The sequence below is a fragment of the Stenotrophomonas sp. YJH_SMC_94-11 genome (assembly GCF_059370435.1).
On the sequence record NZ_JCAFTR010000001.1, the window covers coordinates 311,639 to 325,066 of the forward strand.

Consider the following 13,428-nt stretch of genomic DNA (forward strand, 5'->3'; position numbering starts at 1 on the left):
CTGCCGTCAACGGACGGGAAGCGGGGAGCGAGTCACCGGCGCAGGCTGGCAGGGCCGCCGTGGAGCGTGGGTGATGGAATTCGCCCGTTCAGGAAACGACGGCCGCTGTCGGCCGCCCGCGATCAGTAGCGCCAGTCGAGCTTGCGATAGAACTTGGCCATCACCCAGGCCGGGCCGATCAGCAGGTAGGTCAGGTCGGTCAGGAAGCTGGGCTTGCGACCCTCGAACGTGTGGCCGATGAACTGCGCGATCCAGGCCACCACGAACACGCCCACCGCCAGCCAGCGCAGCGCATGCAGGCCGATCTCGGCCTCCAGCAGGCGGCACAGGCAGCCGAATACGAAGAACTGGACGAGCATGCCGATGCCCAGGGGGCGCGACAGCTTGTTGTAGAAGCACCAGGCGCTGAACATCGCGAACGCCGACCAGATGCCGTACTGGAACCAGGTGATCAGCGGCGGCAGGCACCACAGCAGGGCCACCACCGACCACAGGATCGCCGGCACCGCCACCACGTGGATGCGCTGGTTGATCACGTTGCGGTGGTCGTCGGAGTAGCTGGCGAAATAGCGGTCGATCGGCCGCGCAAGCTCGGTGGATGTCTGCATGCGGCCAGCATACTCCCGCCGGGCCCGTCAGTAGAGCCAGGCCATGCCTGGCTGCAGGTGTTAGTCGACGTTGCCGGCCAGCGGCCGGCACTACCGAACGCGCCCCCAGCCTTTCCGGCCGGGGGCGCAGGCGGGTCAGTCGACGCTGATCCCGGCCAGGCGCTGCAGCGCCTCAGCGTACTTGGCGCGGGTGCGCTCGATGATGTCGGCCGGGATGTTCGGACCCGGGGCGGTCTTGCCCCAGTCCAGCGTCTCCAGGTAATCGCGCACGAACTGCTTGTCGTAGCTCGGCGGGCTGGTGCCCACTTCGTACTCGTCGGCCGGCCAGTAACGCGAGGAATCCGGCGTCAGCATCTCGTCCATGATGTACAGCCGGCCATCGGCGTCGGTACCGAACTCGAACTTGGTGTCGGCCAGGATGATGCCGCGCTCGCGGGCGTAATCGGCGGCGAACTTGTAGATGCGCAGGGTGGCGTCGCGCACCCGCTCGGCCAGTTCCGCACCGACCTGCTTCACCATCGCGTCGAAATCGATGTTCTCGTCATGGTCGCCGACCGCGGCCTTGGTCGAGGGCGTGAAGATCGGCTCGGGCAGCTGTTCGGCCTGGCGCAGGCCATCGGGCAGGTCGATGCCGCTGACCTTGCCGGTGCGCTGGTAATCCTTCCAGCCGCTGCCGATCAGGTAGCCGCGGGCGATCGCTTCCACCGGCACCGGCTTCAGCTTGCGGGTGACCACCGCGCGCTTGGCGTACAGGGCCGGATCCACGCCTTCGGGCAGCACGCTGGCCACGTCGATGCCGGTCAGGTGGTTGGGCATCAGGTGCGCAGTCTTGGCGAACCAGAAGTTGGAGACCTGGCAGAGCATCTCGCCCTTGCCCGGGATCGGGTCGGGCAGGACCACGTCGAACGCCGACAGGCGATCGGTGGCCACCATCAGCAGGTAGTCGCCCGGCGGGGTCCCTGCGGGCAGCCGCTCGCGCGGGATATCGAACACATCACGCACCTTGCCGCGGTGGCGCAAGGGCAGGCCGGGGAGATCGGATTGCAACAGCGTGGTTGGCACGGGCACTCCTGGGGCGTTGTCGATACGGCTGCCCAACGGACCCGGCGGGCCCGCTGACCAGCGGGCGGCCTAGTGTAAAGCCCTCCGGGCCCGCTGTGACGTAAAATGAGCGTCCATTTCGTCGGTCGACCCCGGAGCGCCATGCGCTGGTACGGAAAACTGCTCGGATTCATCGCCGGCGCCCTGCTGTTCCGGCCCAATCCGCTGTTCGGCGCGGTGGTCGGCCTGCTGATCGGCCATGCCTTTGATTCGGACTGGTTCCGCCTGAACAAGGAGAACCCGTACCGGGAGCTGGGGCTGACTTCCGAAGCCACCGATGCCGAGATCGAACGCGCCTACCGCAAGCTGATCTCGCAGTACCACCCCGACAAGCTTGGCGGCGCCGCCCCCGAGCTGCAGCAGCAGGCCGAGCAGAAGTCGCGGCGGATCAATGCCGCCTACGACCGCATCAAGTCCCTGCGCAAGCGCTGACCCACTTTCCCCTCGTTGCAAGGCCCGGCCATGTCCCACTGCCTCATCGCCCCCTCCATCCTGTCCGCCAACTTCGCCCGCCTCGGCGAGGAAGTCGACAACGTCCTCGCTGCCGGTGCGGACTGGGTCCACTTCGACGTGATGGACAACCACTACGTGCCGAACCTGACCATCGGCCCGATGGTCTGCCAGGCCCTGCGCAAGCACGGCATCACCGCGCCGATCGACGTGCACCTGATGGTCGAGCCGGTGGACCGCATCATCCCGGACTTCGCCGAGGCCGGTGCCACCTACATCAGCTTCCACCCGGAGGCGAGCCGGCACGTGCACCGCACCATCCAGCTGATCCGCTCGCTGGGCTGCAAGCCGGGCATCGTGCTCAATCCGGCCACCCCGGTGGACATCCTCGACTGGGTGCTGGATGACCTGGACCTGGTGCTGCTGATGTCGGTCAACCCGGGCTTCGGCGGCCAGGCCTTCATCCCCTCGGCGCTGGACAAGCTGCGCGTGGTGCGCAAGATGATCGATGCCAGCGGCAAGGACATCCGCCTGGAGATTGACGGTGGCGTGAAGGCCGACAACATCGGTGAGATCGCTGCCGCCGGCGCCGATACCTTCGTCGCCGGCTCGGCCATCTTCAACGCCAGGACCAGCTACCAGGACGTGATCGCGCAGATGCGCGCGAACGTCGCTGCGGCACGGGGCTGAGCCATGAGTACGGTGGCCGTGTTGAACATCCGCCCGGCCACCATGGCCGATGCTGGCCTGATCCTGCATTTCATCCGCGAGCTGGCCATCTACGAGAAGGCCGAGCATTCGGTGCAGACCGATGAGATCGGCATCGCCGAAAGCCTGTTCGGACCCGATGCCACTGCACGTGCACTGATCTGCGAAGCCGGTGGTGAAGCGATCGGCTATGCGGTGTATTTCTACAACTACTCCACCTGGCTGGGCCGCAAGGGCATCTACCTGGAAGACCTCTATGTCAGCCAGGAAAAGCGTGGCGCGGGCGCCGGCAAGGCGCTGCTGAAGTACATCGCACGCCAGGCCGTGGCCGAAGGCTGCGGCCGTTTCGAATGGTCGGTGCTGGACTGGAACACTCCGGCCATCGAGTTCTACACCGCCGCCGGCGCCAAACCGCAGGATGAGTGGACCGTGTACCGGCTGCAGGGGCAGGCGCTGCACGATTTCGCCAACGGGTGAGGCGTGTGGTGGGTGCGAACCGCAACCCGGTGGGTGCGAACCTTGGTTCGCACTCCCTGGGTACCCGCCCCCAAAAAAAAGCCACGCCAATCACTGGCGTGGCCTCGCTGCATGCGTGGGAGGCTGATCCTGCCTCCATCCGTCGTCCCTGCTATGGCCTTCCATTCTCCAGCAGCTGAATGACACGTGCGTGACATTCACTGCGGGCAAACAGTGCATTGCTAGCCTGTGCCGCCCTGACCTGGAAGTACCGCATGACCACCCCGCGCTGGCGCCTGATCCTCAACGGCAAATCGGCTGGCAACAATGAACTGCGCGACGCCGTGGGCCATTGGCGCGGGCAGGGCGTGCAGCTGGAGGTGCGGGTGACCTGGGAAGACGGTGACGCTGAACGCTACGTTGCCGAGGCCATCCATCATGGCGTGGACGTGATCGTGGCGGCCGGTGGCGATGGCACGCTCAGCGCGGTGGCCGAGACGTTGGCCCATCGTGAGGAACCGGCAGAAGCGCTGCCTTCGCTGGCGTTGATTCCGATGGGGACCGCCAACGACTTCGCCACGTCGGCAGGCATTCCCACCGAGCCCGGCGATGCCCTCGCGCTGATCGGCCAGGTGCCGGCACGGCCCATCGACCTGTTGCGTGTGGATGCCGATGGCACGCCCTGGTGGTGCGCCAACCTCGCCAGTGGTGGCTTCGGCACGCAGGTGACGGTGGAGACCGATGCCGGCTTGAAGAAGATGCTCGGTGGGCTGGCCTACGTGATCACCGGCATCGCCAAGCTGGGCCGCATCGAGCCGATCGCCGCGCGCCTGTCCGGCCCGGACTTCGCCTGGGAAGGTGACTTCATCGCGCTCGGCATCGGCAATGGCCGGCAGGCCGGCGGTGGCCAGCAGCTGTGCCCGCAGGCACTGATCGATGATGGACTGCTGGATGTGACCGTGCTTCCGGAACTGGAAGGGGAGGTCGCCGCCACCCTCGGCCAGATGCTGAAGTCCGGTACCCAGGCCGCACTGGAACAGCTGGCCACACGGGCGCGGCTGTCGTGGCTGCAGATCGATGCGCCCAAGGCGCTGACCCTGAATCTGGACGGCGAACCGGTGCAGGCCCGTCACTTTCGCGTCGAGTGCGTGCCGGGCAGGGTGCGGATGCATCTGCCGACCGGATGCCCGTTGCTGGAGGGGCAGGGGTAGAGTCATCAGTCCCCGTGGCCACCGCGGGCGTCCGGTGGTTCAGTTTCCCAGGGTTCCCCTGCCGCGCAAGCTGCGATACAGTCAAAGGGTGTCCAGCCTGACGACCCCGCATACTCTTTCTTCCGCACGCCGTTGGTGGCGATGGTGGCCCGTTGCCGTCGTCCGCCCCCATAACGCTGTGTCCCGGAAGGAAAGTCGTCTTGAACTCGCACGCTCAGTTTCAGCAGCAGGCCGCTGAAGGCCACACCCACATTCCCGTCGTCCGCGAAGTGCTGTCCGACCTGGACACGCCGCTTTCGGTCTATCTGAAGCTCGCCGACGGCCCCAATACCTACCTGTTTGAATCCGTCGAAGGCGGCGAGCGCTTTGGTCGTTACTCGATCATCGGCCTGCCGGCGCGCCGCGTGTATGCCTTCCACGGCCACACGCTGACCGTGCGCGAAGACGGCCAGGTGGTGGACACCCGCGAGGTAGCCGATCCCTTCGCCGAAGTCGAGGCGCTGCGCAGCGCCCACTCGGTGCCCAAGCTGGAAGGCCTGCCGGGCTTCACCGGCGGCCTGGTCGGCTGGTTCGGCTTCGAATGCATCGGCTACATCGAGCCGCGCCTGGCCCCGCCGGCTGGCCGTGATGAGCTGGGCACGCCGGACATCCTGCTGCTGGACTCCAACGAGCTGGCGGTATTCGACAATCTCAAGGGCCGGCTGTACTTGATCGTGCACGCCGACCCGCGTGTCGACGGTGCCTTCGAGCAGGCGCAGGCGCGCCTGGATGCCCTGACTGCGAAGCTGCGTGCGCCGGGTGCCGGCTATCCGGCGCCGCTCAACAGCGACGTGCTGGACGAATCGGATTTCGTCTCCGGCTTCACCCGCGAAGGCTTCGTCGATGCGGTCCAGCGCAGCAAGGAATACATCCGCGCCGGTGACATCTTCCAGGTGGTGCTCAGCCAGCGCCTGAGCGTGCCGTTCAAGGCGCGCCCGGTGGATGTGTACCGCGCGCTGCGCGCGTTGAATCCCTCGCCGTACATGTATTTCCTCGATGTCGGCGACCTGCAGGTGGTTGGTTCCTCGCCGGAAATCCTGGTGCGTTTGCAGGATGGCGAAGTGACCGTGCGCCCGATCGCCGGCACCCGCCCGCGTGGCGCCACGCCCGAGCTGGACCTGGCACTGGAAGCCGAGCTGCTGGCCGATCCGAAGGAACGTGCCGAGCACCTGATGCTGATCGACCTCGGCCGCAACGATGCCGGGCGCGTCTCCAGGGCCGGTACCGTGGAAGTGGGCGAGCAGTTCGTGATCGAACGCTACAGCCATGTCATGCATATCGTCAGCGAAGTGACCGGCCAACTGCAGCCGGGCCTGAGCTATGCCGACGTGCTGCGCGCCACCTTCCCGGCCGGCACGGTCAGCGGCGCGCCAAAGATCCGCGCGCTGGAAGTGATCCGCGAACTGGAACCGATCAAGCGCAACGTCTACGCCGGCAGCATCGGCTACATCGGCTGGCACGGCGATGCCGATACCGCGATCGCGATCCGCACTGCGGTCATCAAGGATGGCCGCCTGTACGTGCAGGCCGGCGCCGGCATCGTCTACGACTCGGACCCGGACAAGGAATGGGACGAGACGATGAACAAGGGCCGTGCGCTGTTCCGCGCCGTCGCCCAGGCCGCCAAGGGCCTGTGAGTTTCCCCGTGCCGTGGCCTGCGCCACGGCATCGTCCGCTGTTCCCATTCAAGACAAGGAGTACCGCATGAAGCTGCTGAGCGCATTGCTGTGGTCGTCACTGCTGGCCACGATGGCCCCGTCTGCCTGGGCGCAGGCCAACACGATCCCCTCTCAGCCGCACCTGCTGGTGAAGGGGCAGGGCACCCGCACAGTGATGCCCGACCGCTTCGGCCTGCAGTTGAACATCGAAGAGACCGACATGGATGCCGACGCCGCGCGGCGCCGCGTGCAGGGCAACGTGGCCCGCGTGCTGGCGCTGTTCAAGCAGCACAAGGCGGTGGAGGGCAGCGTGCGTGCGGACAACCTGCGGATCGGCCCGGCGACGCGCTATGAGCAGAACCGGCAGGTCTTCATCGGTACCCGCGTGTCGCGCCAGCTGCGCGCCAGCTTCGCCAGCGTGAAGGCGATGCAGGACGTGCTGGGTGCGTTGAAGGCCAACGAGAACGTGCAGGTCAGCAGCATGGCGCCGACCTACTCGGGCGAAGCGGCGTTGCGGCGCGAACTCAAGGGCGAGGCCGCAGCCCAGACCCGCCAGTCCGCGCAGGGCCTGGCCAAGGCCTACGGCACCCGGCTGCGCGGCCTGTACAGCATTTCCGACGTAGCGCCGAACTTTGCTTATGGCATCCAGGCCGGCAGTTGGCCGAGCAGTGGGGATCTGGTGACGCCGCCTTCGCCGCCCGCGCCCGAGGCACCGATGAACAGCATCGAGACCACGGGCTCCCGCCTGCCCGAGTCGGTCGAAGCCGGCCCCATCACCTACACCGAAAACGTGTACGCCATTTTCCTGATAAGCGACGGAACCTGACCATGTTGTGGATGATCGACAACTACGACAGCTTCACCTACAACCTCGTGCAGTACCTGCAGACGCTGGGCGCCGAGGTGAAGGTGGTGCGCAACGATGCGATGAGCGTGGACGAGATCGCCGCGCAGAAGCCCGAGCGCATCGTCATTTCGCCCGGCCCGTGCACCCCCAACGAAGCGGGCGTGTCGCTGGAGCTGATCCAGCGGCTGGGCCCGACCACGCCGATCCTCGGCGTGTGCCTTGGCCACCAGGGCATCGGCCAGGTCTACGGCGGCACCGTGATCCGCGCCGGCAACATCATGCACGGCAAGACCTCGCCGATCCGCCACGAAGGCAAGGGCGTGTTCGCCGGCCTGCCGGACCGTTACCAGGCCACCCGCTACCACTCGCTGGTGGTGGACAAGAACAGTCTGCCGGACTGCCTGGAAGTGACCGCCTGGACCGAGAACGAGGACGGCTCGATCGAAGAGATCATGGGCCTGCGCCACCGCCAGTTCCCGGTGGAAGGCGTGCAGTTCCACCCCGAATCCATCCTCACCGAACACGGTCACGCCCTGCTGCGCAATTTCCTGCAGCGCCCAGTGGCCTGATCCAAGGAGCATTCCCATGAGCTTCTCCCCCCAGGAAGCCCTGCAACGCACCATCGAGCACCGCGAGATCTTCTTCGACGAGATGGTCGACCTGATGCGGCAGATCATGCGCGGCGACGTGTCGCCGATGATGACCGCCGCCATCCTCACCGGCCTGCGGGTGAAGAAGGAAACCATCGACGAGATCGCCGCCGCCGCCACGGTCATGCGCGAATTCGCGCTGGCGGTGCCGGTGGTCGACAGCACCCACCTGGTCGACATCGTCGGCACCGGTGGCGATGGCTCGCACACCTTCAACATCTCCACCTGCGCGATGTTCGTGGCGGCTGCGGCCGGTGCGCGCGTGGCCAAGCACGGCAACCGCAGCGTGTCGTCCAAGTCCGGCAGCGCCGATGCGGTGGAAGCACTGGGCGCGGCCATCGAGCTGCAGCCAGCGCAGGTGGCCGCTGCCATCGAGCAGACCGGCATCGGCTTCATGTTCGCGCCGATCCATCATCCGTCGATGAAGGTCGTCGCGCCGGTCCGCCGCGAGATGGGGGTGCGCACCATCTTCAACATCCTCGGTCCGCTGACCAACCCCGCCAGCGCGCCGTCGGTGCTGATGGGCGTGTTCCATCCTGATCTGGTGGGTATCCAGGCGCGCGTGCTGCGCGAGCTGGGCACCGAGCGCGCCATGGTGGTCTGGGGCCGCGACAACATGGATGAGATCTCGCTCGGCGCCGGCACCCTGGTGGGCGAGTTGCGCGACGGCAAGGTGCGCGAGTACGAGATCCACCCGGAGGACTTCGGCATCGCCATGTCGGCCAGCCGCAACCTGCGCGTGGACAGCCCGGAGCAGTCCATCCAGATGCTGCGCGCGGTGCTGGACAACGAGCCCGGCCCGGCGCTGGACATCGTCGCGCTCAATGCCGGCGCCGCGCTGTACGTGGCCGGCGTGGCCAGCGACATCGGTGATGGCCTGGCCCGCGCCCGTGCCGCCATCGCCAATGGCAGCGCGCGCCAGCGCCTGCAGCAGTATGTGGAGACCACCCGCGCGCTGGTTGCCTGAGCGCGCGGTTCAGCCTGACCCCATCGATGGCCGATAATGGCCGTCCTCAGCGCCCCCGCACCGAATCGAAGACGATGAGCGACATCCTGCAGACGATCCTGGCCCGCAAGGCCGAAGAAGTGGCCCAGCGCCGCGCCCAGCGCCCGCTCGAGGAGCTGCAGGCCGCCGTGGCCAGCGCCCCGCCGGTACGTGGCTTCGTGCGCGCGTTGCAGGCGGCCGTGGCCAACGGCGACCCGGCGGTGATTGCCGAGGTGAAGAAGGCCAGCCCGTCCAAGGGCGTCATCCGCCCCGACTTCCGACCGGCTGACATCGCGGTCAGCTACGAGTTCGGTGGTGCCAGCTGCCTTTCGGTGCTGACCGACGTGGACTTCTTCCAGGGCGCCGATACCTACCTGCAGCAGGCCCGTGAAGCCTGCACGCTGCCGGTGCTGCGCAAGGACTTCGTGATCGACGCCTACCAGGTGTACGAGGCACGCGTGCTGGGCGCCGACTGCATCCTGCTGATCGTCGCCGCGCTGGACGACACCCAGCTGGCCACGCTGTCGGAACTGGCGCTGTCGCTGGGCATGGACGTGCTGGTGGAAGTGCACGACATCGACGAACTGGAGCGCGCACTGCAGGTGCCGGCGCCGATGATCGGCATCAACAACCGCAACCTGCGCACCTTCGAGGTGTCGCTGCAGACCACGCTGGATATGCAGCAGGCCGTGCCGCGTGACCGCCTGCTGGTCACCGAAAGCGGCATCCTCGGCCCGCAGGACGTGGCGCTGATGCGCGACGCCGGCATCCATGCCTTCCTGGTCGGCGAGGCCTTCATGCGCGTGGAAGAGCCGGGCGAGGGCCTGCGTCAGCTATTCTTCGCAACATGACAACGCACTATCCGACGCCGCGCGAGGATGCGCCGCTGGTGGTCTTCGACTTCGACCACACCCTCTACGACGGCGATTCGGGTACCCACCTGTTCGCCTCGCTGATCAAGCGCAACCCGCTGCGCATGCTGGCGGCGCTGCTGGTCACGCCGATCGCCGGGCCGATGGTGGCGATGCTGCCGACCCGTCGCGCGGGCATCTCGGTCTATGTGTGGATCGGCAGCTTCGGCCTGCACCGTGCGCGCGATTTCAACAAGGTGATCGACGCCTACGTGCTGCGCAACCAGGCGCAGATGCGCGCCAAGCTGCTGCCGCAGGCGCTGGAAGTGTTCGCCGCGCACCGCGCCAAAGGCGATCGCGTGGTGGTTGCCACCGGCGCGCCGCCGGAGCTGGCCCGCGCGATCCTGGCCTTCGTGGCCCATCAGGATGTGCCGGTGATCGGCACCGAGGTCGGCCCGCGGCTGGGCGGCGTCGGTCCCACCCGTCACTGCCACAACGAAGAGAAGATGCGCATGCTGCGCGAGCGCGGCTATGGCGACATCGATATCGCCTATTCCGACAGCACCGCCGACCTGCCGCTGCTGCTGGCGGCCAAGGCGCCGGTGGTGGTGAACCCGAAGCCGGGGCGGGTGGCGTTCTTCCGCCGCGTGCTGCCGGCCGGCACCCGCATCCTCAACTGGGGATGCGTGGATCGCGGCGGCGACAAGGCCTGATCCAGGGGTCAGATCCCCGAAGGGGCTCTGACCCCATCTCACGGTGAATGATCCGCCGGGCATGGCCCGGCGCTACCGGAACAGGCGCGGGTAGTGCCGGCCGCTGGCCGGCAAGCGCTCAGCGCCCCAGGTACCCGTACGCCGCATGCCCGATCTGGAACAGGCTGATGCCCAGTACCAGCACGCCCACGGCCACCAGCACCCAGCGCTCCTTCACCCGCTTGACCAGGATCGCCGCCACCGGAGCGGCCATCATGCCGCCGATCAGCAGGCCGGCAACGATCTGCAGATGCTGCACGCCCATCGACAACAGGAAGGTCGCTGACACCGTCAACGTGACCACGAACTCGGCTGCGTTGACTGTTCCGATGGTGGTGCGCGCCTGGCCGCCGCGGGCGAGCAGGGTGGACGTCGCGATCGGCCCCCAGCCACCGCCGCCGCTGGCGTCGAGCAGGCCGGCGAAGAAGCCCAGCACCGGCACCCGGCGGATCTCGCCCTGGGGCATCCAGCGCCCAGCGGCGCGGGCCAGGATGATGATCGCCAGCACCAGCAGGTACAGGTAGATCAGTGGCCGGATGATCTCGCCCGGGATCTGCGTGAGCACGTACGCGCCCACGGCACCGCCCACTGCGCCGGGCAGGGCCAGGCGCAGGAACAGGCGTTTATCGACATTTCCGGCTGCGAGGTGCGACACCCCCGAGGCGCCCGTGGTGAACACTTCAGCGGTGTGGATGCTGGCGCTGACCTGCGCCGGGGGCAGGCCCATGCTCAGCATCACCGACGAGGACACCAGGCCGAACGCCATGCCCAATGCACCGTCCACCAGCTGTGCGCCGAGGCCGATGAGGATGAACCACCAGAATTCGCTGCTCAGCTCCATGCACCGAGCCTAGCCCAGCGGGCCGCGCAGGGGCCGTGTAGAGCTGAACCCATGCGCGGCTGCCTTCGACGGACAGCAGCCGAGCGTCGGCTCGGCTCTACAGGATGGCTCGCCAGCCTTGGGTTGCCTTGCAATCAACGGGTGCCGTACAGCACCACGGTCTTGCCGCGGGCATGCAGCAGGCCGTCGGTCTGCAGTTTCTTCAGCACGCGGCCGGCCATTTCGCGCGAGCAGCCGACCAGTCGCGCCAGTTCCTGTCGCGATACGCGCAGCTGGCTGCCCTGCGGGTGGCTCATTGCCTCCGGTTCCTGCGCCAGGTCGTGCAGGGTGCGCACGATCCGGTCGGTCACGTCCAGGAATGCCAGGCGGCTGGCCTTGCGGCTGGTGTCGAGCAGGCGCTTGGAAATCTGCTGGCCCAGCGCGTACAGCAGGCGCGGGGCATCGGCCGACAGCGGGCCGAGGAACAGCTGATGCAGGCGCTCGTAGCTGATTTCAGCCAGCTCGCAGGCGGTACGGGTCCGCAGGATCACCTCCCGGCGGTCCGATTCGACGAACAGGCCCATCTCGCCGACGAACTCGCCGGCACCGAAGTAGCCCAGCACAAGCTCGCGATCGTCATCTTCCTCGGCCATGATCGAAACCGAGCCGCTGATGACGTAATACAGGGTTCCCGCCGGGTCTCCGGGCCGGAAGACGTCGGTACGGGTGGGATATCGCCGCCTGTGGCTGTGCGCCAGGAAACGATCGATTGTGGCGATATCCAGGGCCAGTGGACTGCTAGCTAGGCGCACGGTTGACACGATAGGAGCGCTCCCTCTGCGCATGAACGGATTCACGGGGTCGATAGCGGAGCTTAACCAGCGCAATTGTTAAGGGCAAACAGTGTGCCAGAACTCTTGCGTCTTCACGTTCCCCCCGGGGGCAGTTTGCCCCATAATTCCCCCTTTCCCTTCTTACACAGGAATCGACCGCCGTGGTCAAGCCGTTGCCTCGCCTGAGGCTGCAGGGTTTCAACAACCTCACCAAGGCGCTGAGCTTCAACATCTATGACGTGTGTTACGCGCGCACCGAAGAGGAGCGTCAGCGTTACATTGAATACATCGATGAAGAGTACAACGCCGACAGGCTGACTCAGATCTTGACCGATGTCGCCGAGATCATCGGCGCCAACATCCTGAACGTGGCCCGCCAGGACTACGATCCGCAGGGTGCCTCGGTGACCATCCTGATCTCCGAAGAACCGGTGATCGACAAGAAGCTGGCCGGCAAGGAGCTGATCTCCGACGCCGTGGTCGCGCACATGGACAAGAGCCACATCACGGTCCATACCTACCCGGAAACCCATCCGCAGGAAGGTATCGCCACGTTCCGCGCGGACATCGACGTGGCCACCTGTGGCGTCATTTCCCCGCTGAAGGCCCTGAACTACCTGATCGAGAGCCTCGAGTCGGACATCGTGATCATGGACTACCGCGTCCGTGGCTTCACCCGCGATGTGAAGGGCAAGAAGCACTTCATCGACCACAAGATCAACTCGATCCAGAACTTCCTGGCCAAGAACATCAAGTCGCGTTACGAGATGTTCGACGTCAACGTCTACCAGGAGAACATCTTCCACACGAAGATGCACCTGAAGGACTTCGACCTGGACCAGTACCTGTTCGAGGAAAAGGCCAAGAACCTGTCGTTCAAGGAACGCATGAAGATCGAAGCGCTGCTCAAGCGCGAGATCGAAGAGCTGTTCCACGGCCGGAACCTGTCCGAGTAAGCCCCATGTGCGATGCCCGCAGGCATCGCCACCCAGGCGGGACGACCCGCCCCGTGGAACCAGTGCCTCGCACGCGTTACAGTTCCACGGTGATGTACCGACCCACGGCCCGGTGTGAAAACACCGGGCCGTTTCGTTTTTCTCAAAAAAGGTAAGGAGCCCCCACCCATGCCCTGGATCTACCTGCTGCTGGCCGGCCTGTTCGAGATCGGTTTCGCCCTCGGAATGAAGTACTCCGAAGGCTTCAGCAAACCCCTGCCCACCGTTGCCACGGTGGTATCGGCCCTGATCAGCCTGTACCTGATGAGCCAGGCGATGAAGAGCATCCCGGTCGGTACGGCCTACGCGATCTGGACCGGCATCGGTGCCATGGGCGTGGCTGTGCTCGGCATCTACCTGTTCAATGACAGTGCGTCGCCGGCCCGCCTGGCCTGCGTGGGCCTGATCGTGGCCGGCGTGATCGGCTTGAAGCTGGTCTCGCCCAACTGATTGATGGCCCGACC

Annotated in this window: 16 protein-coding genes; 12 read left to right on the top strand and 4 right to left on the bottom strand. The window is 66.4% G+C overall.

Translation table 11 applies throughout. The annotated features are described in order from the left end of the window. Positions 1-122: 122 nt before the first annotated feature. Both AC5P74_RS01385 and AC5P74_RS01390 read right to left on the bottom strand, forming a co-directional pair. Complete coding sequence (locus tag AC5P74_RS01385) at positions 123-608, bottom strand: Mpo1 family 2-hydroxy fatty acid dioxygenase (protein ID WP_053497697.1); 486 nt, start codon at positions 606-608, stop codon at positions 123-125. Positions 609-743: 135 nt separating this feature from the next. Then, the gene (locus tag AC5P74_RS01390; RefSeq protein ID WP_032954595.1) at positions 744-1,670 is read right to left on the bottom strand and encodes a phosphoribosylaminoimidazolesuccinocarboxamide synthase; all 927 of its coding nucleotides are present in this window, start codon (positions 1,668-1,670) and stop codon (positions 744-746) included. Between the two features lie 141 nt (positions 1,671-1,811). Here AC5P74_RS01390 and AC5P74_RS01395 point away from each other — a divergent pair, with 141 nt between their 5' ends. From AC5P74_RS01395 to AC5P74_RS01440, 10 genes are all read left to right on the top strand, one after another. Next, positions 1,812-2,141, top strand: a complete 330-nt coding sequence (locus AC5P74_RS01395) for a J domain-containing protein (RefSeq protein ID WP_005419845.1) — start codon at positions 1,812-1,814, stop codon at positions 2,139-2,141. A gap of 30 nt (positions 2,142-2,171) precedes the next feature. Further along, on the top strand, positions 2,172-2,849 hold the full coding sequence (rpe, locus tag AC5P74_RS01400; protein WP_053497695.1) for a ribulose-phosphate 3-epimerase: 678 nt from the start codon (positions 2,172-2,174) through the stop codon (positions 2,847-2,849). Between the two features lie 12 nt (positions 2,850-2,861). Further along, positions 2,862-3,344: a GNAT family N-acetyltransferase gene (locus AC5P74_RS01405; protein ID WP_032954593.1), complete on the top strand. Its 483-nt coding sequence runs from the start codon at positions 2,862-2,864 to the stop codon at positions 3,342-3,344. 254 nt (positions 3,345-3,598) lie between these two features. Then, on the top strand, positions 3,599-4,534 hold the full coding sequence (gene yegS, locus AC5P74_RS01410) for a lipid kinase YegS (protein ID WP_346607575.1): 936 nt from the start codon (positions 3,599-3,601) through the stop codon (positions 4,532-4,534). A gap of 200 nt (positions 4,535-4,734) precedes the next feature. Then, on the top strand, positions 4,735-6,210 hold the full coding sequence (gene trpE / locus AC5P74_RS01415; protein WP_065178876.1) for an anthranilate synthase component I: 1,476 nt from the start codon (positions 4,735-4,737) through the stop codon (positions 6,208-6,210). Positions 6,211-6,277: 67 nt separating this feature from the next. Further along, positions 6,278-7,057, top strand: coding sequence for an SIMPL domain-containing protein (locus AC5P74_RS01420; RefSeq protein WP_053497688.1), 780 nt, complete (start codon positions 6,278-6,280; stop codon positions 7,055-7,057). Positions 7,058-7,059: 2 nt separating this feature from the next. Then, complete coding sequence (locus AC5P74_RS01425) at positions 7,060-7,647, top strand: anthranilate synthase component II (protein WP_053497686.1); 588 nt, start codon at positions 7,060-7,062, stop codon at positions 7,645-7,647. A gap of 16 nt (positions 7,648-7,663) precedes the next feature. Then, positions 7,664-8,695 carry an anthranilate phosphoribosyltransferase gene (gene trpD, locus AC5P74_RS01430; RefSeq protein WP_005419829.1) on the top strand — a complete coding sequence of 344 codons (1,032 nt, stop codon included), beginning with the start codon at positions 7,664-7,666 and terminating at the stop codon, positions 8,693-8,695. A gap of 74 nt (positions 8,696-8,769) precedes the next feature. Beyond that, positions 8,770-9,564 carry an indole-3-glycerol phosphate synthase TrpC gene (trpC, locus tag AC5P74_RS01435; protein ID WP_005419828.1) on the top strand — a complete coding sequence of 265 codons (795 nt, stop codon included), beginning with the start codon at positions 8,770-8,772 and terminating at the stop codon, positions 9,562-9,564. Beyond that, positions 9,561-10,277, top strand: coding sequence for a haloacid dehalogenase-like hydrolase (locus AC5P74_RS01440; protein WP_005419826.1), 717 nt, complete (start codon positions 9,561-9,563; stop codon positions 10,275-10,277). The genes trpC and AC5P74_RS01440 overlap by 4 nt, the downstream gene beginning before the upstream one ends. Positions 10,278-10,395: 118 nt before the next feature. On the opposite strand, the gene AC5P74_RS01445 is transcribed toward AC5P74_RS01440, so the two are convergent. Both AC5P74_RS01445 and crp read right to left on the bottom strand, forming a co-directional pair. Beyond that, positions 10,396-11,157 (bottom strand): sulfite exporter TauE/SafE family protein, encoded by a 762-nt coding sequence (locus AC5P74_RS01445; protein ID WP_206619933.1) that lies wholly within the window; start codon positions 11,155-11,157, stop codon positions 10,396-10,398. Positions 11,158-11,291: 134 nt separating this feature from the next. After that, the gene (crp, locus tag AC5P74_RS01450; RefSeq protein ID WP_010482649.1) at positions 11,292-11,981 is read right to left on the bottom strand and encodes a cAMP-activated global transcriptional regulator CRP; all 690 of its coding nucleotides are present in this window, start codon (positions 11,979-11,981) and stop codon (positions 11,292-11,294) included. A 149-nt stretch (positions 11,982-12,130) separates the two neighbouring features. Here crp and speD point away from each other — a divergent pair, with 149 nt between their 5' ends. Then, entirely contained in the window at positions 12,131-12,925 is a 795-nt protein-coding gene (speD, locus tag AC5P74_RS01455) for an adenosylmethionine decarboxylase (protein ID WP_005411315.1), read from the top strand. A gap of 168 nt (positions 12,926-13,093) precedes the next feature. Beyond that, positions 13,094-13,414, top strand: a complete 321-nt coding sequence (locus AC5P74_RS01460; protein WP_005419816.1) for a DMT family transporter — start codon at positions 13,094-13,096, stop codon at positions 13,412-13,414. Positions 13,415-13,428: the final 14 nt, after the last annotated feature.